This window comes from Bradyrhizobium sp. SZCCHNR1015 (genome assembly GCF_032489875.1).
Classification (GTDB): Bacteria; Pseudomonadota; Alphaproteobacteria; order Rhizobiales; family Xanthobacteraceae; genus Bradyrhizobium.
Genome location: NZ_JAUEYW010000007.1, coordinates 76,670 through 96,150, shown reverse-complemented (window position 1 = coordinate 96,150; position 19,481 = coordinate 76,670). Strand labels below are relative to the sequence as shown.

Sequence of the window (19,481 nt, the reverse complement as noted above, 5' to 3'; positions counted from 1 at the left end):
GAATGAAGTAAAGCCGAGGCGGTGATTTAAAGTCAGCTATTTATTTCACAAAGAAAAATCTCGCCTCGGAGAATGTCGAGTTTTTCGTGTTTGTCTTCAATATGGACCGCTTCCGCGGCATTAAGTGAGATGGGCCCTCAAGCGAAACAGCGGAACGGCAACAGGCGATCAGTCGCGCGCCATTGCCACGCCGGCCCGCCACGACGGCCGTGAGCAATCGCCGCCCCGGCATCAAGGAACAACGAAGGATCCAATGAATATCGCGACCGACCGCCGGGCCCGAGATGCGAGGCATATATTTCGACGCACGGTCTGCAGCGAAACAATGGCTGAGGGGGTCCATTGCCCTCGAAAAATCTCGTCGAGCTGAGGCAGTAGATGGTGGGGGAGGCAGGACTCGAACCTGCGAAGCCATGAGGCGGCTGATTTACAGTCAGCTCCCTTTGCCACTCGGGACACTCCCCCGTATCGATGGCAATTCGGGCCGGCCGCGGAACAGCGGCGTCGGGGACCATCAGCGCCATGGAGACGGTAAGACCGCGGGGCCCGGATGAGCGGGCGCGCGCGGCCGGGGCCCTTATGATCGAACCCGCCCCTCGAAGTCAACCAAGGGACGACGAATTTTCCCGCCTGAGCGGTGCCAAATTGCCAGAATCCGCAGGCCGTGACAGAAGCTCGTGCCATGAGCGAACGCGACCGAAAGCCCCCTTTTCGCCGTCCGGGCGGCAAATTCTCCGGCAAACCGCGCGGATTCGAGCGGCCGCAGCCGTGGCGTGAACGCGACCACGGCTCGGATGGCCCCGTCATTCTCTATGGCTGGCACACCGTGACCCTGGCGCTGGCCAATCCGAAGCGGAGGATTCGCAAACTTTACCTGACCGAGAACGCTGCGCGGCGGCTCGCCGACGAGCGGATCGAAACAAGGGTGACGCCGGAGATCGTGCGCCCCAGCCAGATCGACCAGCGGCTCGGTCCGGACGCCGTGCACCAGGGCTTGCTGGCGGAGGCAGATCCCCTGCCCTCGCCGGACATCGACACGCTCGCGGCCGAGGGGCTGATCCTGGTGCTCGACCAGATCACCGACCCGCACAATGTCGGCGCCATCCTGCGCTCGGCGGCAGCATTCGACGTGAAGGCGATCGTGACCACCGCCCGCCACAGCCCGGAGGCCACCGGCGTGCTGGCCAAATCAGCCTCCGGTGCGCTCGAACTGGTGCCGATCATCACGGTGCAGAACCTCGCTCGCGCCCTGACGCGCCTGAACGAGCGCGGCTTCCAGACGGTGGGGCTGGACAGCGCGGGCGAGCAGGACATCGCGGCGGTCGCCTTGCGCGAGCCGCTCGCGCTGGTGCTGGGCGCGGAGGGCAAAGGCCTGCGGCAATTGACGCGCGAGACCTGCAGCGTCGTGGCACGGCTCGACATGCCCGGCGCCATCAAGAGCCTCAACGTCTCCAATGCCGCCGTGCTCGCGCTCTATATCGGCGCGACCCGGATCGGATTGATGCCGAAATGATCAAACGCCCGCGCGCCGAGGCGCACGGGCGTTGGCCTGAACGAATGTCCGGATCAGTAGTAGCGGCGCAGCACGCGCTGGCCGTGATAGTAAGGGGAGGCGCCCCAGCGATAGGCGTGGCGGCGATGGTGATAGCTGTAGACCGGCAGCGCCTGCTCCTCATAGGCCGGATACGGCGCGAAGGCGCCTGGACCGCTGTAGGTCGGCCCCTGGTTGACGTAATAATACTGCCGGGTCGGCTCGGACAGCCGCTCATAGCTCGCGCCGCAGGCGCCGCAGCCGTGGCCATAGGTGTAGCCGGGCTGATAGAAATATTGCGGCCGATACGTCACGGTCGGCTGATAGGTGACCGTCGGCTGATAGGTGACCTGCGGCGCGCAGGGGGTGGCGTAGCCGCACGGGCCGCAGGCGGTGGCGCCGCAGGCCGCGGCCGGTGCGCTGCCGGCGACGGCGAGACCGGCAATCGCGACAAGTCCTGAAATTACTCCACGCATAACTCTCTCCTGTTGATCTGTTCTTGCTTGTCTTGCTTGTGTTTGGCTGTCGATGGTGAGTTGCTCGCTAGCGGCGGTAGGCCGGCGGCCGATTGGGATAGCCGGGTGGATCACCATCGGGCGGAGCCAGGATGACGGCAGGCGGATACATCGGCACCGTCGGCTCCGGCGGCTGCATCTGGGATTGAGCGCCCCACGAGCGGGAATAGCTCTCGGCGGGCTTCGGCAGCTTGCGATCGGCCGGCGGCTCGATCTCCATCCGGCCATAGCCGGGCCTCGCTCCGAGGGTCGGATAGTAATGGCCGACATATGGCTCGGGCGGGACCGTGCGGCCGCCATAGATCGTGGGCTGCATGTATTGACCCTTGCCGAGACTGGACTGGCCTTCGACGACAGCATAGGAGGCATCAATGCCGTCGATGACGACGGGCACGCCGGGTCGCTGGGGAATGACGATCTCGAAGCCTTCGCTCGCGAGCGCTGCGGAAGAGGTCCCGATCACAATCACAAAAGCCGTTGCAATACGCATGAATTCACGCCCCGGTTGCCGTCCTACAAATACCGCAACGCGCGCCCTGATGGGTTAAACGCGCACATCAATCTGCCGGTAAGACTAACGCGCGAGCCATCATTCCGGGTTAAAGCTCCGGTCGGGTTCACGCGTGAGGGTTAATGCCTGATCATCAGCCCGCGCGGTCGCGACCATCGTGCGCAGCCCAATCGTGGATGTCACCAGCCCGACGGCTCCCTCAACCGCCCGGCGTGCCGCTACCCCCGCACGCGACGATCGCGATCAGTGTCGACAACGCGCACCGCCGGCCGTCGTGAAAAACGGCGTGACCGCGGAACGGCAGCGGCCGGAGGAACTTAGGAGTTGGGGCGCAACGACGGAGTCATCCATGATCAGATCTGCAATTCTCGGGGCTGCTGTTCTCGCGACCGCGCTGGCCGGCCCGGCCATGGCGCGCGACATGCACCACCGCCACCACATGGCCCGCCACGACGGCGCGATGATGCAGCAGCAGCGCGCCGACGCCGGCTGGACCAACAATGGCTGGAACAACGACTGGAATCGCCGCGGCACCGGCTTCTGGCCGGCTGACGTCGCGGCGGGTGCCGTGGGGGCCGCCGCAGGTGTTGCTGGCGCAGCCATCGGAACCGCCGGCGCCATCGCCACCGCGCCGTTCCGCACCGCCGACGCCTATGCCTACGGTCCCGGCCCCTCTTACGGCCAACCGAGCTATGATCGCGGCCCGAACGGCTACTATGGCGACTGGAACAGTTACGCGACCCGCAACGGCCTGGTCTGCCGCCCCGGCACCATGTTCAAGGGCAGCGACGGGCTGATGCACATCTGCCAGTAAAGATCGAGCCGGAGCGGCTTCGACGATCGGCTCCGACAGGGGCGGCCCAACGGCCGCCCTTTTTGCTGGGCTGATGGGAGAAGCGGCGCTCACGCGGGGAGTAGCCGGACTGCATCAACTCTGGTAGGAACACCGCGCTTCGCGAGACCTCGTCGCAAACTGACGACGAGATCTGCGCCACCAATGTGCCTTCGCCGGCTTAGCTCAGCGGTAGAGCAGCGGTTTTGTAAACCGAAGGTCGGGGGTTCAATCCCCTCAGCCGGCACCAGCTTCCGTGCAGTTGGGATTTGCTGCGGCAATGGCTGTCACCGGCTTTAGGCGTCAATTCGCCCTCGTCCTGGCGGCTGGCTTGGCGATGCCGCTCGCCGACGGCGGCCTGGGCGCAGTCCACTCTGGATCCGGCAACGGCCCGCCGCCCTCGCCGGTCGCTCCGATGAGTTGGCCGGGCACCTGATCAGTGACCAACGCCCAACCTTGCGTCGCGCAGAACAGCCCGAGCAGACAGCCCTTGACCGCCAGAATCTTCGGGTCATCGCGCCAGATCGAGACAGCATAGGTCTTGCCGTCCTCGGCGTTGTAGACCTCGCCGCTGTGGCGGCCGTCGGCGTTCAGCTTCAGGCCGAGCAGCATCTGATGGCCGAGCAGCAGACGGCCGCGCCTGGCCGGATCGGGATTCAGCCGGTCGCGGAACGGCTGCCCCTTGGCATCCGCCACCTCCTTCATCCAGACGATGTAGCCGCAGACGCGGTCGGCCATCGCGCCACAGCGCTCGATGCGGACGCGGGCGCGGCCGTCCTCGGTCAACCATGTGCCGACCGGATCGCCGACGGGAGCGGCGTGACCACGGCCCTCCGCCATCGACAGCAGCAGACTGACGACGATGCGCAACCCGACGCGCAGAACGAATCTCAATGTCATGTCCAGGGACCTCATTGTCTCCATGGCCTCGAGCCACGCGCTCGTCCGATGCGGTGCCATCTGCCCGCGCGGCGCGATCGTTCGCACGGCCCGCTCACTGGAGCTGTGCGACCAGGGCCTCGGCGCCTTTATCGATTCCGGCCTCGGCGGCCGCGAGCGCACCAACGCTGGCTTTGATGTCGTAGGGCGAGGGATATTGCTTGCTGACGAAGGCGCTAAGCAGTCGCCCGCTCGCGGCATCGAAAATCTCCGCCGCATAGAACACCGAGCCGGTCAGTAGTCCTTCTCCGTCGCGTGCACTCTGCACGCCGTTGTAGACGGCTCCGGCGAGATCGAAGCGGGAGGCGACGCCGAGCACCGGCGTGTTGGCGACGGCGCCGGTCAGGGTCAGCCGCAGGCGCAGGGTATTCGGCCCACGCTGATGGACGATCTGGAAGCGTGTCGAGAGACTTTCCAGGAAACGCTGCTGCATGTAGGCGGCAAGCGCAGCCTTGTCCCGATCGGACATGTCGCCGAACTGGTGATCCGCGCCGCGATAGATCACGACCGGATCGAGTGTCACCTTGTCGTAGCTGCGCCAGTCGGCGGCGGCCGCGTAGCGGTAAGGCACCCGGCCCGATGGATCGGATGCGTTGGGCGCCAGATAGCGCGCCGACGCCACTCCGGTATAGGCCACCGGCGTCACCGTGTTGCACCCCGCGCAGAGGCCCGCTGCGGCGATCGCAGCGAAGCCGGACATCCGAAATCGACTCCTCATCCCCTTCTCCACGACTGCGGCGCCGTTGCCAGCGCCTCACATGATCATCTCTATAAACCGACTAGACGGTTTGTAAATAGCAAATCGAATGAGAAGGAATGCGCGGTCGACAGGGACTTCCGGCGGCATCGAGCGCCATCGGACGCAAGCCAGCCCGACTTCGCTCAGATCGAACCGTCCAAGGCTGGAGATGGCGCCGAGCTCGAGGGTGTCACCGCTCCCCGGTCGTCCCGGCCTGCCGGAATGCAGTCCATTGCTGGTCGTCGAGCAGGCGGGCAAACAGACGGTCCAGGTCCGGCTGCTCCAGCGGCGAGACGCGCAGCATCGTCATCAAGGCAAGCCCACGTGCCGCCGCCCATCGCAGGACCGCGAGATCGGCGTCATCGGCCTCGCCGCGGATCTCGGCAACTCTCTCGGCATCCTTGGCACGGGCATCGGCCAGCAATCCCGGCTCCTGGGCGAGCGCCCCGAGCATGGCCTGCGCCACCGAATATTGCTGTGCGATCAGCTCCCGCGAGATCGCGATCTGCGTCGCGAGCTCGGGCTGATCAGCCGCTTTGCCGGCTTCAGCCCTGTACCTGCTGGCGAATTCGTCGAAATGCAGGAATTGCTGTTCCAGCAGAGCCTTGAGCACCGCTTCCTTGTTGGGAAACTGGTGCATCAGGCCGCCCTTGCTCAGCCCGCTCTCGCGGGCGATGGCGTCGAGCGTCAGCCGCCCCGGACCATCGCGGGCGATGATGGTGAGGGCGGCGGTGAGCGCGGCCTTGCGCGACCGCTCGGAGCGTGAAGGGTTGTCCATCGAAGACTGCGAAGTGCCCGGACGGTGCACGAAGGTTGCGAGCAGATGATCCCCGAAGTCCGGGGCGGCTCGGTCATAGGGGCGAGCCGCCCTCCTCTGTCAAGAAGAGCTCCGGAAAAACCCGCCGCTTAGGAACCATTTGTACGCGACTGGATTTCCGGTATCGCCTTTCGCGGGTGGGGACGAAACGGGTTCAGACTGTGGCAATATTGTTGTCACATCTCACCTAGAACTCCTGCTTATCCCCAGAAGTCACTGGTCTTCAACTTGATTTCGTCAGCCGCTTTTGTTGCAATTGAGGCATCGGGGGACAAGCGTCATGACGTGGAAGGAAGAGCGTGATGCGCTGATCGCGCAGACCATGGCCTTCGTGCAGTCGGTCACCGGCAAGCCCGCCGACTTCGCCCAGTTCGAGCTGCCGACCGTTCCGGTCGGCACCCCCATCACACCGCAGCAGGCCGTGGCCGGTCGCCCGACGCATGCCGCTGTCGAGCACGTGATGGCCAACACCGTCGAAACCGAGACACGTCGCGGCGGCAACGTGCAAGTTGAGATCCCCGATGCTGTGGGGGAGCCTGCAAGGCCGAGAGCGCCCGACGCCGTCGCGTCCGAGGCTTCGTTCGCCACCGCGAGCCCGGTCCCTGCGGAGCGTTTCACAAGCATCGCCTCGCAGCTCGATCTCCAGCGCGACATGCAGGCGGAGATTCGCGCCCGCGTCGCGCGCTTCCGGGCCCATCAGGAGCGCTTCAATCGGGAGCGTCAGGAATATTTCAGCGCGACACTCGCGCGCCTGAAAGCATCGGCCGGACGGAGCGCCCTCCCTGAGGACTAAAGGCGACCGCGCCAAGGATCTAAAATGGCCGAGGGTGCACAAACGTATCCGCAATCGACACGCCGGCTCACAGCCAGGCGCACAGCAGCGCCACATTGGCGACGAAGGCGAGCAGCAGCCCAAAGGCGAGCGTCAGCTGGATCCGCCCGCAGAAGATGTGGAGATCGGTTCCCATGGGCTTAACCATCTGGCGATTCTAGCCCCGGAGTCCCACGGATTCTTTTTTCAAAAATTTAGGACTCGTTTACGACTCGGCCGCCCGAAAAGGCCCCTTTCCTGCCTCAGGCGCGCCAGTGTCTCGCTGCACGTGCCGTTCATTCTCGGTTCATCCTTCGCTTCTCCGGAGCTGTTTGGAATGCCCTACGCGCTGTTTTGCAACGACGCCAAGTTGAGCAAGGCCTATCCGACCGAGGGAGACGTCTGGAGGCTGGCGCGGCAGAGTGGGCTGGTGGTGGACGTGATGATCAATGCGCGATCGACCGCGCATCTGCAGCTCGACAATGATTACGAGATCCGGCCCTGCGCCGCCGAGCCCGAGGAAGATCCCTGGCAGAACCGTGCCGAAGCCGAGCAGGAGTTCAACATCCCGTTCGCATCCTGAGCGGCTGCGGCGGGAAGCGCGCCTTGGATGATACCATTGGCTCTGTGTACGGCTGATCCCCGAGCCTCGGCGTGCCCAGACCGAAGCCGCCGGCAGAAGACATTCACGCATTCATGCCCGTCCGCTCCCGCGGACGACTTGCCTTGATCAAGGATTTTTCGACAGACAGACCCGCGATCAGCGGGCAGCCGGAGCTGCCCGCTGGAAGGTCGCCATGAAGCCCGTTCTCAGGGCGTCGCCGTCGCCAGCGATACCGTTTCGGCCGGAAGGGCGACACAGGCGCGCTTGCGGCTGACGCCGCGGATCGCGCCGGTCACCTTCAGCACCTTGCCCGACGGGCAGGACGCGGTTTGCACCAGCGCCACCTCGTAGGGGGCCAGCATCAACGGTTCGGACTTCAGAACGGTCTGGGCGGAGCACGGCAAAACAGCCGCCGACAACAACAGCACGGACACCAAGATACGCATGTGGGATGATCCATCAAACCGGCGGACTGATAATATCAACTGATGGCGAAAGTTTCACGAAGGTTTGAAAATTTTTTCGCACCGCGTGAGCGTCCTCGAAACCATCGCCGGCCACCCGCCGGACAGCAACACGCCCGCACCAGACGGCGCGGGCGTGTTGGAATTGAGGCGCGATACGCTCGACCCGGAAGCCGTCGGCCAGGGGCTCGCGACCTCGCTTAGTACTTGCTGGCGGCCGGCCCGCCCCAGCCGAAGCGGTAGTTCACGCCGACCTTGACCGTATGCTCGTCGCTGTTGAAGCGGCTGCCCACGACCGGAGCCGGTCCGCCCGTGAAGGTCGTATTGCCGAAATTGTAGTACTGGTATTCGGCCTTGGCCGACCAGTTCGGCGCGAACATGTATTCGAGGCCGGCGCCGACGGTGTAGCCGTCCTTGGTATTGCCGGACGTGGTGAAGCCCGTCGGCACGCCGGCGACGCTCACCCCGAGATTGTTGCCGTCCCGCCAGGCGTAACCGCCCTTGGCGTAGAGCAACGCCGGTCCCCAGGTGTAGCCGAGACGGCCGGTGACCGAGCCGAGCTGGTTGGCGCCGGTCGAGGTCACAACCGTCGCCCCCGGGAAGCCGAAATTGGTCGTGTTGCGGTCCATCCAGCTGTACTGGGCCTCGATGCCGAGCACCCAGTTCGGGGCAAACTGGTAGTCGAAGCCACCCTGCACGCCGCCGAGAAAGCGCCCGTTGTTGCCTTCCAGGCTATTGTTGCCCGCGAAGGCGCCGCCGAGGTGACCACCGAGATAGAAGCCGGTCCAGTTGTAGATCGCCTGAGGGGGCGTGTAGACCGGCGCCTTGGTGTAGGTGCGCGGAGGCATGTCGGCGGCGAAAGCCGGGGCAGCCAAGGTGGTCAAGGCCACTGCACTGATCAAAAACCGCTTCATGGGACGTCCCCGTTATTCGTTTGCGACATCTATCGAACATCATGGCCGCATTTGGGTTGCCCGGCGGCGGTGACGCAGCTGTGATTGCTGCTGCGGTGTCACCAGAGGGCAACAAAGGCCTTTTGTTCCATAGGCTTCCCGAATATTTCGTGAAGCTGACGCCTCGCCCGACATTTGGTCGCCGCAAGGCGACAAAGCGTTCGGCCCGTCCCTGATTTGTGATCGGACGAACCGCTTGGCAAGGCGCTGCGACGACGTGGCAGGCCGTCGAAAACGCCGCGGCCTAACGCGTGAGGCCGGCCAGCTCCGGGAATGGCGTGTAGGTCGACCCGGCACAGAGCTCACCGGCATCCTCGACCAGGCGGTCGAACCGGCCGTCGACGAACACCGCCGCCCGCTCCTGCGCCGGACGGTAGCTGCCGTCGGACTCGCGCGCCGCATAGCGGAGACAGCTCACATAACGCAGCCGGCCACCGACCGTCCGTTGCACCGGCTCCGCCATGACGCCGTCGCGCACCCCGACCGGATTGTTCAGGTAGGTCCTCAGATAGGACAGGATCTCGCTGCGGTGGTTGGTCGGAAACGGCTGGCTGCCGACGCCACGATCACCTGTATAGGCGATGCCGCGATTGTCCTCGCTCATGAACGCGGCCGGACCGCCGCTCGCGCAGCCGGCCAACAGCAGCGCCAGCACGGTCGCCGGCCACCAGCTCGATCTCCCCATCCCCACGGCGCCCAACTCTTGCAAGCCAATCCCGCGGTCGTTCTAGCTCAAAGCCGACACCCGGGAAATCCGTACCGGCTCACGCCTTCGTCAAGCCGCGACCGCCGGAGCGCTCTGGCGCTCCGGCGGTCGACGATCAGATCTGGCTTGGCCAGGCCGTGGCCGGATCAGCCGCGGCGGGTCGCCGGCGTCACGCGCTTGAGGCTCACCTTGTTGTGATGGCTGAGATGCGCGACGTGGCGATGCTTGTGGCGGACAAGCGAGGCATGCGGCTTGGTCTTCGTCTTGCCGACGGTGGGCTTCATCTCGTTGACCTTGTCGCCGGCCTGCATCGCGCCCGGCTTGGTGGCGTCGGTCTTGGCCGCATCGGTCTTGCTCACATCGGTCTTCGCGGTGCCAGTGGTCTGGCTGGACTTCGCGGACGTATCGGTTTTTGCAGGACCAGCGGCGAACGCGGGCGCAGCCAGGATCGACGCGGCGAGCAGCGCAACAGACATTGACTTCAGCATGGTCATCTCCGTGATGTGAAGATCTGGAGGCACCATCCAGTCCGGATAGGCTCGTGATCATGGAGACGACGATAGGGAACCGGCACTGAACCCACCCTGAAGTAAAGCGGTGTTTTCAGTTCATGGACATGAAGGGATAGTCATCGAGGTGACTGGTCTGTCATCATGTCGTCCGTATAATGCACCGATCGCGGCGCAAAATCCGCGCAAATGGCCGGGAATATTTCGCAGCTGCGGGAGTTCTTCTCCGTACGCAGTCACCTGTTGGATCGACAACTCGGGAGATACGAATGAAAAAGTCTGCGATCAGGATTGCCACGCTGGCTCTGTTCTCGATGGCCGTGGCCTCCGGGCCGCTGCTTCTGTCGAAGGCCTATGCCGCGGGCAGCGATACCCCGTCTGCGCCGCCGGCGTCGGATTCGGGCAAGAAGAAGAAGGACAAGAGCTCGAGCATCGAAGATCCGAAGTTCCTGGCGGCCTATCGCACGGCCTACACCTCGATCTATGATCGCGGCGACTACACCACCGCGATCCAGCAGCTCAAGGCGCTGAACCGCGAGGACGTCGCCGACGTCGCCAACCTGATCGGCTACTCCTACCGCAAGCTCGGCAACTACCAGGCCTCCAAGCAGTACTACGAGCAGGCCCTGGCGGATGATCCGAACCACGTGCGCACCTGGCAGTATTACGGCCTGTGGCAGCTCGAACAGGGCAACCGCGAGCAGGCCAAGTACCACCTCGACAAGGTCGCACAGCTCGCCGGCACCAACAGCCCCGAATATCGTTCGCTGGCCGACGCGCTGGAGAAACAGCCGGGCACCGGCCTCGTCTACTGACGGCGCGATCGGAGCAGCTCCGATCTCGACAGTGGCGCAACCCGAAAGGGTTGCGCCATTTTCGTTTGTCCCATGTCCCTCGTCCGCTATGGATAGGATGTCTCGCAGTTCATTTTCATCACGTCTTTTGGACAGGAGATTGCCTCGTGGAGCCCTGGCTTGGCACAGCACTCGATTACATCAAGGATTGGCTGGCCTTTCAGGTCGCGGTCTCCGAGCAGCCCGGCTGCATCCTTGCGATCGCCCATCGCGGTGAGATCGTCCTGGAGGCGGCCTACGGCCACGCCAATCTCGACAGCGGCGAGAAGCTGACGCCGCGGCACCGCTTCCGCATCGCCTCGCACACCAAGGCGTTCACCGCCGCAGCCCTCATGCGCCTGCGCGAGCAGAAGCGGTTGAAGCTCGACGACACCGTCGGACAATACGTCAAGGATCTGCATCCGGACGTCGCCGCGGCCACGCTGAACCAGCTGCTGTCGCACACGGCGGGCCTGATCCGCGACGGCAAGGATTCCGGCCAGTTCACCGACGGCCGCTCCTATCTCGACAAGGATGAGCTGCTGGCCGAGCTGAAGCTGCCGCCGGCGATCGATCCCAACAGCCGCTTCAAATATTCCAACCACGGCTACGGCCTGCTCGGCCTAGTCATCGAGGCGATCACCGGCGAGCCCTACCCGACCTGGCTCCAGCGCGAGATCATGACGCCACTTGCCTTGCGTGAAAGCGCGCCGGACATGACGCTGCTCGGCAAGGGTGTCCCGTTCGCGCGCGGTCATTCGCGCACCGTCCCCGTGGGCCGCCGCGTCGTGATTCCCGGCGACAATCCGACCAACGCGATCATGGCCGCGGCCGGCGTGGTCGCGACGGCAGCCGACACCGCCCGCTTCTTCGCCCAGCTCGCCCCGAACGCGAAGAAGAGCCTGCTGTCGGTCGCGAGCCGGCGCGAGATGATCCGGCGGCAATGGCGCGTGCCCCAAGACGTCGAAGAGGCCTATTACGGCCTGGCGCTCATGAGCGGGACGACCGCCGGCTTCGACTGGTTCGGCCATGGCGGCGGCTTTCAGGGCTACATCTCACGCACCTCGGTCATTCCCGCGCGCGACATCACGATCACCGTGCTGACCAATGCCGTCGACGGCTGGGCGCCCGGCTGGGCCAATGGCGTCAAGTTCATCCTGCAGGCCTTCGCCGCCCATGGCGCACCGTCGCGCAGGACGCGCGATTGGACCGGCCGCTGGTGGACGCTGTGGGGCGCCGTCGATCTCGTCCCGTTCGGCGAGAGGGTCATGGTCGCCAATCCGGTGTTCATCAACCCGTTCCTCGATGCCGCCCGCATCGAGGTGACCGGACGCGATACCGGGCGCATCGTGCACGCGGCCGGCTATGCCAGCCATGGCGAGGCGGTCAGGCGAGTCCGCACCAAGTCCGGCGTCAGCGAGATCTGGCTCGCGGGCGCACGGGTGCGGCCCGAACGCGTGGTGAAGGCCGAGATGGAGCGGAAATATCCGAAAGGGCGCCGGAAGAAGGACGCGTAGGCGCAAACATGGTGCGTAGCCCGGGTATACGCGGGTTCTCGCACCCAGCTCGTGTGAACCCGGATATTGCTGCGCTCATCCGGGCTACTTGCTTGGCCTACTTCATCAGCGCCTCGGCCTCGCCGCGGAAGGCTTTGCGCGCGTCGTCGCGGGAATAGAACATGTGCCCGCCGGGATAGACCACGAGCTTGACTCGCGGCGGCCGCGCGAAGGCGGGCAGCTGGTCGAGCAGGATCTTCGAGCCGTAATACGGCGTGGCGAGATCGAACAGGCCGTGGCCGACCAGCAGTTTGAGCTTGGGATCGAGCGCGAGGATCTGCCGGAGCTCGGCGGTGGACTCCGGCGGGCTGGTGCCGCGGCCGAAATCCCATGACCGGTTCACGGCTCCGCTCAGCAGCTCATAGGAGCCCTCGGGGCGCCAGTTCAGCTTGCGCGTCGTCAGCTCGACCGCCGCACTGGTCAGCGGCGCAGTGAGTACGTCACCCGATGGATCGGAGCTGCGCGACCGACTCGAATCCGGATAGGGATCGATGCCGAGCACCGAGCCGTCATAGCGGCCGGTGATGCGGCCGTTCTTGCGGTCGAACTCGCGGCGAAACTCCGAGACGTCGAAGCGCCCGGCCAGCCTGCGGCTGACCGCCTGGTCGATGCCGGTCAGGCTCGCGACCTTGTCGGCGAGCCGATTGGTTGCTTCCACATCGGCCTCGCCCTTGACGAGGTCGAGCAGGAACTCGCCGCTGGCGTAACGCTCGACGTCGGCAAGATCGGCGCGGGTCACCGGCCCCTTCAACTGCTTGGCGACGGCGGCATAGCTCGGCAGGCTCGCGACATATTGCATCAGGCTCGAGCCGGAATAGTCGCGAAAATCCATCAGCGGCGACAGCAGGATCAGGCCGCTGATGCCGATGCCCTGGTCATGCTGCAGGTTGTTGACGATCTTCGGACCGCGAATGCCGCCATAGCTCTCAGCCGTGATGAACTTGGGCGATGCGAGACGGTCGTGCTTCTCCAGCCAGCGACGCACCACGAGCGACAGCGAACGCACGTCGCCATCGACCGAGAAGAACCGTTTGCGCACCTCGTCGCCGGTCGCGACGAAACGGCTGTAGCCGGTCCCGACGGGATCGATGAACACGAGATCGGTAAAGTCGAGCCAGGTGTCTGCATTCGGCATCAGCTCCGGCTTCGACGAGGGCGTCACGCTGGCCGCATCGATACCGATCCGCCACGGACCGGCATTGCCGAGCTGCAGATAGGCGGATGAGGCACCAGGGCCGCCGTTGAAGAAGAAGGTCACCGGGCGGCTGGCGCGATCGGCGCCATCGAGCTGATAGGAGGTGTAGGCGATGTCGGCCTGCGGCTCGCTCTTGTCGTCGAACAGGCGGATCGAACCGGCAGTCGCCGTGAACGACAGCGTGCGGCCGGGCAGTTCGAGCTTCTGCGTCGTGGTGGAGTCCGGCGGCAGCTTGTGCTGCTCGGCGGTCGATGCTGAGCCGGGCGGGCTCGCGGCGCGATTTCCAGCCGAGCCGGTGCGATGTGACCCCGGCGCCGCGGCGTCCTGCGCCGCCGGTGGCGCGTCCTCGGCGTGCAAGGCCGGCCCGGCGAGCACTGCCGTCAAGGCCAACGCCATCAGTCCCGGCCACGCGACGGACGATCTCAAACCTGCCATCAGCTCACTCCCTCGACCAGGCGATTGGCGTAACTCGCCATTTCTGCAAGCGCATGAACCGCGGCTTGGGAGCAAGCTCAAGCAACTCTTCCGTGATCCAGGTCACATCAGCACCCGTGCCTGGTCCCCTCAGGTGTGTTATGGGCTCGAACCTCTCCAGCGCTTCCGACGTCCCATCACCGGGACACCCAGGTTTGGGACAAGAGGCGCGCCGCCGATCGCGATCACGGAGTTCATCATGAAGTTGCCGACGCTCATCATCGCAGCCCTCACCGGGCTCGCCGGACCGGTCGTGATTGGACCGCCGGCGGCCTGGGCCGGCCCGCCGGCGGCGCTGGTCGAGGACGTCCAGGGGGATGTGGCCGGCGCCGAGCTGATGGACTATGTGGCGCCCGGCCAGGTGATCAAGCTTGGCCCGGATGGCGCCGTGGTGATGAGCTACCTCAAATCGTGCCGGCGCGAGACGGTCAACGGCGCCGGCAGCGTCACCGTCGGCCCCGGCGAAAGCACGGTCGACGGCGCGACGCTCAAGAGCGACATCGTCAATTGCGACGCCAGCCACGCACAGGCCACCTCGCGCGAGACCAGCGAGGTCGCGGCCACGATCGTGCGCAGCGTCGGACCGGACAGCGCACCGGTGGCCCAGGCGATCATCTACAGCGCGTCGCCCATCTTCGAGGCCAAGGGCCGCGGCACGCTGGTCGTCGAGCGCCTCGACCAGCCCGGCGAGCGCCAGCAGGTCGAGCTCTCGGGCCGGCAATACAAGGGACGATTCTACGATTTCGCCGGCACCAGCCACCCGCTCACGCCCGGCGGGACCTATGTTGCGAGCTTCAGCAACGCGCGGATCGTGTTCAAGGTCGACGCACAGGCCAAGGCGGGGCCTGGACCCGCGGTCGGGCGATTGATCCGGTTCAACTGAGACCGAAGGCTTTTATCGGTGGCGATCGGACGCCGGACGCGCGACGCCATTGCCGTCATCGCCATCGCGCTGGCGTGCGCGGGCCTGTTCGTGTCGCCAGTCTTCGAGCGCGGCCGTGGCCTGTCGCTGGATGCGCTGACATGGCTGCGCTTCGAGACCTTCGGCAACCGTCACGATGCGGCGGCGAGTCCGGCGGTGGTGATCGCGGTCGACGAGGAGAGCTACCAAGCGCCCCCCTTCAAGGGTGCGCCGCTGTTGACATGGACCGGCGAGATCGGCCGCGTGATGACGGCCGTGCTCGATGGCGGCGCCAAGGTGGTCGGCTTCGACATCGTGTTCCAGACATCGATCGAGCAGTCGGAGATTCCGCTCGGCGACAGCACCCTCGGCGAGAAGACGCGCGGCTTCGATCGCGACTTCCTGCGCGCGCTCGCTGCCGCGGCCGCCGGCGGCAAGGTGGTGCTGGGCGAGATCTTTGCCGAGCCGCCGATCCTGCCCGCGCCCGGCCAGCGCATCGCGGTGCGCCAGCAGCAGAATCTTCGTCCGCTCAACACCTATACTGACAGCGACGATGTCGTCCGCCGCCATCCGCTGACGCTGTCGGTCGACGGCAAGGCAGTCCCGAGCATGGCGCTGGAACTGGCGGGGCGCGCAACCGGCACCGCGCCGCTCATTGCCGCTGACGGCGTCACACTCGGTGCGTACAAGGTGCCCGGCAGCGTGCCGAGCACCATGACCCTGAATTTTGCCGGCGGCGCCCAGGACATTCCGACCTACTCGTTCGCCGACTTGCGCGCCTGCGCGCTGAAAGGCGACAAGGACTATTTCCGCCGCGAGTTCGCCGGCAAGGTCGTCCTGCTCGGCACCGTCGGGATCGAGGATCGGCGGCTCACCTCGAAGCGCTTCGCAACCCGCGCCGAGGGCGCGCGGCGGCCGCGCTGCGTGCTGGACGAGCGCAGGATCGCCGAGACGTTCGCCCGCAGCACCATTGCCGGCGTCTACATCCACGCCACGGCGGTGAACAATCTGGTGCGGCAGGACGCGGCAACCGAACTCGGACGCCCTGCGATCTACGCCATCGCCGCAACCATCGCGCTGCTTGCCGCGCTGCTCGCCCGACTGCTGCGGCCCGCCTCCGCAGCGGCCATCCTGGCCGTGGCCGCCCTGCTCTACACCGTGCTCGCAACCGCTCTCTTCGACCATGCCTACGCGCTGCCCCTGGCGGAGCCGCTCGCAGCGGGCGTGCTCGCGCTGGCAGCGACCACCGGCTATCGCTTCATGGTCACCGACAAGGACCGCAGGCTGCTGCAGAAGAGCTTTGCCTATTACCTCGCACCGCACGAGATCGACCGCATGCTCGCTTCGCGTCGGCTGCCGCAACTCGGCGGCGAGACCCGCGAGGTCACCGTGTTCTTCTCCGACATCGAGGGCTTCTCGCGCCTCGCCGAGCAGATGACGCCGGAGCAGCTCATGGCCCTCACCAACGAATATCTCTCGGCCATGACCGACGTCATCGAAAGCCACGACGGCTATGTCGACAAATACATCGGCGACTCCGTGGTCGCCGTGTTCGGCGCTCCGCTCGACGATCCCGATCATGCGCGCAGCGCGGCGCGCGCGGCGCTCGACTGCAAGGCGAAGCTCGCCGAGCTCAACAATACGTCGACGGCGTTCCAGGGCATCAAGGTGGCACAGCGCATCGGCATCAACAGCGGCGCCGCGCTGGTCGGCAATTTCGGCTCGCAGCGCCGCTTCAACTATTCCGTGATGAGCGACGCCGTGAACGTCGCCTCGCGGCTCGAGGGCGCCAACAAGTTCTATGGCACCACGATCATCGCCTCCGAGAGCACGGTCGCGCTCGCCGGCACCGAGTTCGCCTGGCGCGAGCTCGACACCATCCGGGTCAAGGGTCGCGAGCAGTCGCTGAAGATCTACGAGCTGCATGGCCGCGCAGCCGAGCTCAGGCCGGAGGAACAGGTCCTCCTGACCGGCTATGCCACAGGCCTCGCGCATTGGCGCGCCGGCGAACTGCCGCAAGCGGCCGACTGCTTCGCGCGGGGCGCACCGAGCGATCCTCCGAGCCGCTTCTTCGCCGAGCGGGCGAAAGCAACCCTGGGGACCGGCTCCTCGTCCTGGGATCCCGTGCGGAGCCTGCAGGAAAAATGACGCCCCGATGACTTCGGCGCGTGCGCGTATGTCCTGGCCACATCAGCCTCACCGCGGCCCCATTGCCCCAGGATACCGGCCGCGATGGACAAGCACGGGCAAGGTCGGCTAGACGACACGGCGCCTGTTACCGGCCAACCGACCAGCGAGCCCTGCGACGCATGACCACGTCCAAGCGATATGAGCGGATCGCCTTCGTTGCGAGTCCGAGTGCCGAGGCCCAGGCCGCGCTGACGCAACTCTCCGCGCTCTATGGCAACTCCGATCCGGACCTGGCGGACGTCGTGGTCGCGCTCGGCGGCGACGGCCTGATGCTGCAGACGCTGCACGACCACATGCGCTCGGGAAAGCCGATCTACGGCATGCATCGCGGCACGGTCGGCTTCCTGATGAACGAATTCAGCACGATCGATCTGCACGGGCGGCTCGAAGCGGCACAGGAATCGGTGATCCATCCGCTGCTGATGCGAGCGACCGACGCCGCTGGCGTCGTTCACATCCACCACGCCATCAACGAGGTCTACCTGTTCCGCCAGACGGCACAGACCGCGCGGCTGCGCATCCTGATCGATGAGCGCGAGCGCATGCCGGAGCTGATCGCCGACGGCGTGCTCGTCGCGACGCCCGCGGGCTCCACCGCCTATAATCTCTCCGTGCAGGGCCCGATCCTGCCGATCAACGCCGCGCTGCTGGCGCTGACGCCGATCAGCGCGTTCCGGCCGCGGCGCTGGCGCGGCGCCCTGCTGCCGAACACCGCCTATGTGATCATCGAGGTGCTCGAAGGCGACAAGCGGCCGGTCGCGGCGGTGGCCGACCATGACGAGGTCCGCAACGTCCAGCGGGTCGAGGTGCTTTCCGACAAGACGATCTCGATGCGGATGCTGTTCGACGCCGGCCACAGCCTGGAAGAGCGGATCCTGAGCGAGCAGTTCGGCTACTGACATCTCGGTTGTCCGCGCCTTTTTGCGCCTCAGCCGCCCCGCGCAACGCTTTGTTAACCCGCGGCTCCGTATGGTTAATGCGCGTTGACCACCTTCACCGGTGATCCCTCCGGGCCGGCCCAAATGTATCGCATCGACTTCAACAAGCTGCGCTTTCTCGTCTGCGACGACAACCCGCACATGCGCCGCATCCTGCGCACATTGCTGCATTCGTTCGGCGCCCGTGAGGTCAACGAGGCCGAGGACGGCGCGACCGCTCTCGAGATGTATACCCATTTCTCGCCTGATATCGTCATCACCGACTGGGCAATGCCGATCTTCGACGGCCTCGAGCTCGCGCAGATGATCCGGCAGCCGGAGGCCAAGGGCAATCCCTACGCGCCGATCATCATGCTGACCGGGCATTCGGAGAAGCGCCGCGTCACCGTCGCGCGCGACGCCGGCGTGACGGAATTCCTCGCCAAGCCGATCTCGGCCAAGGGCCTGTATCAGCGCATCCTCAACGTGGTCGCCAATCCGCGGCCCTTCATCAAAACCAAGACCTATTTCGGCCCGGACCGGCGCCGCAACACCAACACGGCCTATATCGGGCCCGAGCGCCGGATCGGCGGCGAGGCGGAGATCTTCCAGCAGCCGTCACTTCTGGATAAAGCGCGCTCCGCAGTTTAGGGGCGCGGCAGTGAGCCCGTGTTAACGCAATCCGGGGATCGGCGCCCAGCGCGCCAAGGTCCTCGGCTATGAATCGGGGCGATGCGTCGAACTGCGTCGGTCGGCATCATCAGGGGATATCGAGATGGCAAAAGACAAGGCCCCGGCGATCCAGGTCAAGACCTACGCCTCGCATCACGTCATCACCCAGCCCAATCCGCTGAAGAAGGTGCTGCGTCGCGCCGAAGAGAAGGATCTCGACGATCCGATCGCGCGCGCCGAAGCCGCGCTCGAAGGGCTGTCCGGCGAGTTCAAGTCGTGGATGGACACCGAGGCCGATCGTCTGACGAAAGCCTATGCAGCAGTGCTCAAGACCGGCTTCGACGACGACGCCTGCGAGGAGATGTTCCGCGCGGCACACGACATCAAGGGCGACGCCGCGACCTTCGGCTATCCAGCCGCCGCCGAGGTTGCCGACAGCCTTTGCCGGATCATCGAGCACGCGCCCGACCTCGAAAAGGTCCCCGCCGAGCTGTTCGAGCATCACGTCAATGCCATCCAGGCGATCGTGCATGATCATACGAAGTACGACAGCGCGACGGTCGCGGGCGAACTGAGCCGCCGGCTGCGCCGCGTGGCGGACGACTATCTGATCCAGGTCAACCGCAACCGGCCTGAGCATCTCGAGGCGATCCTGGCGCCGAGCCTCGTACCGAGCGATCAGCCGTAATCGGATGGTGATCACGTAGGATGGGCAAAGCGCCGCCGCAAAGCGGCGGTCGCGTGCCCATCATGGATCGGCAGTCTTTGCAGCAAGTCGGTGGGCACGACGCCCCCGCGCGCTCGAACGTGGC

The 19,481-nt window shown here is 65.6% G+C and carries 22 protein-coding genes and 2 tRNA genes; 12 read left to right on the top strand and 12 right to left on the bottom strand.

All coding sequences use genetic code 11. The features are described from left to right. Positions 1–379: 379 nt before the first annotated feature. Positions 380–465 (bottom strand) — tRNA-Tyr (locus QX128_RS13855). Positions 466–682: 217 nt separating this feature from the next. On the opposite strand from QX128_RS13855, the gene rlmB reads away from it, so the two are divergent. Beyond that, a complete protein-coding gene (gene rlmB / locus QX128_RS13850) occupies positions 683–1,513 on the top strand; it encodes a 23S rRNA (guanosine(2251)-2'-O)-methyltransferase RlmB (RefSeq protein WP_316177041.1) in 831 nt (276 codons plus the stop codon). A 53-nt stretch (positions 1,514–1,566) separates the two neighbouring features. On the opposite strand, the gene QX128_RS13845 is transcribed toward rlmB, so the two are convergent. Together QX128_RS13845 and QX128_RS13840 are read right to left on the bottom strand one after the other, a co-directional pair. Beyond that, on the bottom strand, positions 1,567–2,007 hold the full coding sequence (locus QX128_RS13845) for a hypothetical protein (RefSeq protein WP_316237700.1): 441 nt from the start codon (positions 2,005–2,007) through the stop codon (positions 1,567–1,569). 67 nt (positions 2,008–2,074) lie between these two features. Further along, the gene (locus tag QX128_RS13840) at positions 2,075–2,536 is read right to left on the bottom strand and encodes a hypothetical protein (protein WP_316237699.1); all 462 of its coding nucleotides are present in this window, start codon (positions 2,534–2,536) and stop codon (positions 2,075–2,077) included. A gap of 370 nt (positions 2,537–2,906) precedes the next feature. Between QX128_RS13840 and QX128_RS13835 the strand changes: the two genes are divergently transcribed. Both QX128_RS13835 and QX128_RS13830 read left to right on the top strand, forming a co-directional pair. Then, complete coding sequence (locus QX128_RS13835; RefSeq protein ID WP_316177037.1) at positions 2,907–3,371, top strand: hypothetical protein; 465 nt, start codon at positions 2,907–2,909, stop codon at positions 3,369–3,371. A 193-nt stretch (positions 3,372–3,564) separates the two neighbouring features. Next, positions 3,565–3,639: transfer RNA gene (locus QX128_RS13830), tRNA-Thr, on the top strand. A 53-nt stretch (positions 3,640–3,692) separates the two neighbouring features. Here QX128_RS13830 and QX128_RS13825 read toward each other — a convergent pair. The 3 genes from QX128_RS13825 to QX128_RS13815 all read right to left on the bottom strand — a co-directional run bounded on the left by QX128_RS13825 (position 3,693) and on the right by QX128_RS13815 (position 5,845). Then, entirely contained in the window at positions 3,693–4,289 is a 597-nt protein-coding gene (locus tag QX128_RS13825) for a DUF2147 domain-containing protein (RefSeq protein ID WP_316237698.1), read from the bottom strand. A 94-nt stretch (positions 4,290–4,383) separates the two neighbouring features. Continuing rightward, complete coding sequence (locus tag QX128_RS13820; protein WP_316237697.1) at positions 4,384–5,046, bottom strand: DUF3313 domain-containing protein; 663 nt, start codon at positions 5,044–5,046, stop codon at positions 4,384–4,386. Between the two features lie 211 nt (positions 5,047–5,257). Further along, complete coding sequence (locus QX128_RS13815) at positions 5,258–5,845, bottom strand: TetR/AcrR family transcriptional regulator (protein WP_316177033.1); 588 nt, start codon at positions 5,843–5,845, stop codon at positions 5,258–5,260. Between the two features lie 319 nt (positions 5,846–6,164). Here QX128_RS13815 and QX128_RS13810 point away from each other — a divergent pair, with 319 nt between their 5' ends. Continuing rightward, on the top strand, positions 6,165–6,677 hold the full coding sequence (locus QX128_RS13810; protein ID WP_316237696.1) for a hypothetical protein: 513 nt from the start codon (positions 6,165–6,167) through the stop codon (positions 6,675–6,677). 67 nt (positions 6,678–6,744) lie between these two features. Here the strand turns inward: QX128_RS13810 and QX128_RS13805 are convergent, their stop codons facing one another. After that, entirely contained in the window at positions 6,745–6,852 is a 108-nt protein-coding gene (locus QX128_RS13805) for a hypothetical protein (protein WP_041750859.1), read from the bottom strand. Between the two features lie 180 nt (positions 6,853–7,032). Here QX128_RS13805 and QX128_RS13800 point away from each other — a divergent pair, with 180 nt between their 5' ends. Beyond that, on the top strand, positions 7,033–7,278 hold the full coding sequence (locus QX128_RS13800) for a hypothetical protein (protein WP_315714645.1): 246 nt from the start codon (positions 7,033–7,035) through the stop codon (positions 7,276–7,278). 227 nt (positions 7,279–7,505) lie between these two features. Here the strand turns inward: QX128_RS13800 and QX128_RS13795 are convergent, their stop codons facing one another. The 4 genes from QX128_RS13795 to QX128_RS13780 all read right to left on the bottom strand — a co-directional run bounded on the left by QX128_RS13795 (position 7,506) and on the right by QX128_RS13780 (position 9,910). Beyond that, positions 7,506–7,745: a DUF6719 family protein gene (locus tag QX128_RS13795; protein ID WP_315737532.1), complete on the bottom strand. Its 240-nt coding sequence runs from the start codon at positions 7,743–7,745 to the stop codon at positions 7,506–7,508. A 218-nt stretch (positions 7,746–7,963) separates the two neighbouring features. Continuing rightward, complete coding sequence (locus tag QX128_RS13790; RefSeq protein ID WP_315801032.1) at positions 7,964–8,677, bottom strand: porin family protein; 714 nt, start codon at positions 8,675–8,677, stop codon at positions 7,964–7,966. A gap of 283 nt (positions 8,678–8,960) precedes the next feature. After that, entirely contained in the window at positions 8,961–9,407 is a 447-nt protein-coding gene (locus QX128_RS13785) for a hypothetical protein (protein ID WP_315801033.1), read from the bottom strand. 161 nt (positions 9,408–9,568) lie between these two features. Next, complete coding sequence (locus QX128_RS13780; protein ID WP_316237695.1) at positions 9,569–9,910, bottom strand: hypothetical protein; 342 nt, start codon at positions 9,908–9,910, stop codon at positions 9,569–9,571. Positions 9,911–10,200: 290 nt separating this feature from the next. Between QX128_RS13780 and QX128_RS13775 the strand changes: the two genes are divergently transcribed. Further along, on the top strand, positions 10,201–10,746 hold the full coding sequence (locus QX128_RS13775; RefSeq protein WP_315801035.1) for a tetratricopeptide repeat protein: 546 nt from the start codon (positions 10,201–10,203) through the stop codon (positions 10,744–10,746). A 146-nt stretch (positions 10,747–10,892) separates the two neighbouring features. Then, positions 10,893–12,281, top strand: a complete 1,389-nt coding sequence (locus QX128_RS13770) for a serine hydrolase domain-containing protein (protein WP_316237694.1) — start codon at positions 10,893–10,895, stop codon at positions 12,279–12,281. 97 nt (positions 12,282–12,378) lie between these two features. On the opposite strand, the gene QX128_RS13765 is transcribed toward QX128_RS13770, so the two are convergent. Further along, positions 12,379–13,950, bottom strand: a complete 1,572-nt coding sequence (locus QX128_RS13765; protein WP_316216004.1) for a S10 family serine carboxypeptidase-like protein — start codon at positions 13,948–13,950, stop codon at positions 12,379–12,381. A 238-nt stretch (positions 13,951–14,188) separates the two neighbouring features. Between QX128_RS13765 and QX128_RS13760 the strand changes: the two genes are divergently transcribed. The 5 genes from QX128_RS13760 (at position 14,189) to QX128_RS13740 (ending at position 19,357) form a co-directional block, all read left to right on the top strand. Further along, the gene (locus QX128_RS13760) at positions 14,189–14,872 is read left to right on the top strand and encodes a hypothetical protein (RefSeq protein WP_315801038.1); all 684 of its coding nucleotides are present in this window, start codon (positions 14,189–14,191) and stop codon (positions 14,870–14,872) included. An 18-nt stretch (positions 14,873–14,890) separates the two neighbouring features. Further along, positions 14,891–17,038, top strand: coding sequence for an adenylate/guanylate cyclase domain-containing protein (locus QX128_RS13755; RefSeq protein WP_316237693.1), 2,148 nt, complete (start codon positions 14,891–14,893; stop codon positions 17,036–17,038). A gap of 161 nt (positions 17,039–17,199) precedes the next feature. Continuing rightward, a complete protein-coding gene (locus QX128_RS13750) occupies positions 17,200–17,979 on the top strand; it encodes an NAD kinase (RefSeq protein WP_315714654.1) in 780 nt (259 codons plus the stop codon). 123 nt (positions 17,980–18,102) lie between these two features. After that, the gene (locus QX128_RS13745) at positions 18,103–18,648 is read left to right on the top strand and encodes a response regulator (protein ID WP_172107934.1); all 546 of its coding nucleotides are present in this window, start codon (positions 18,103–18,105) and stop codon (positions 18,646–18,648) included. Between the two features lie 124 nt (positions 18,649–18,772). Then, entirely contained in the window at positions 18,773–19,357 is a 585-nt protein-coding gene (locus QX128_RS13740; protein ID WP_316216002.1) for an Hpt domain-containing protein, read from the top strand. Positions 19,358–19,481 lie beyond the last annotated feature (124 nt).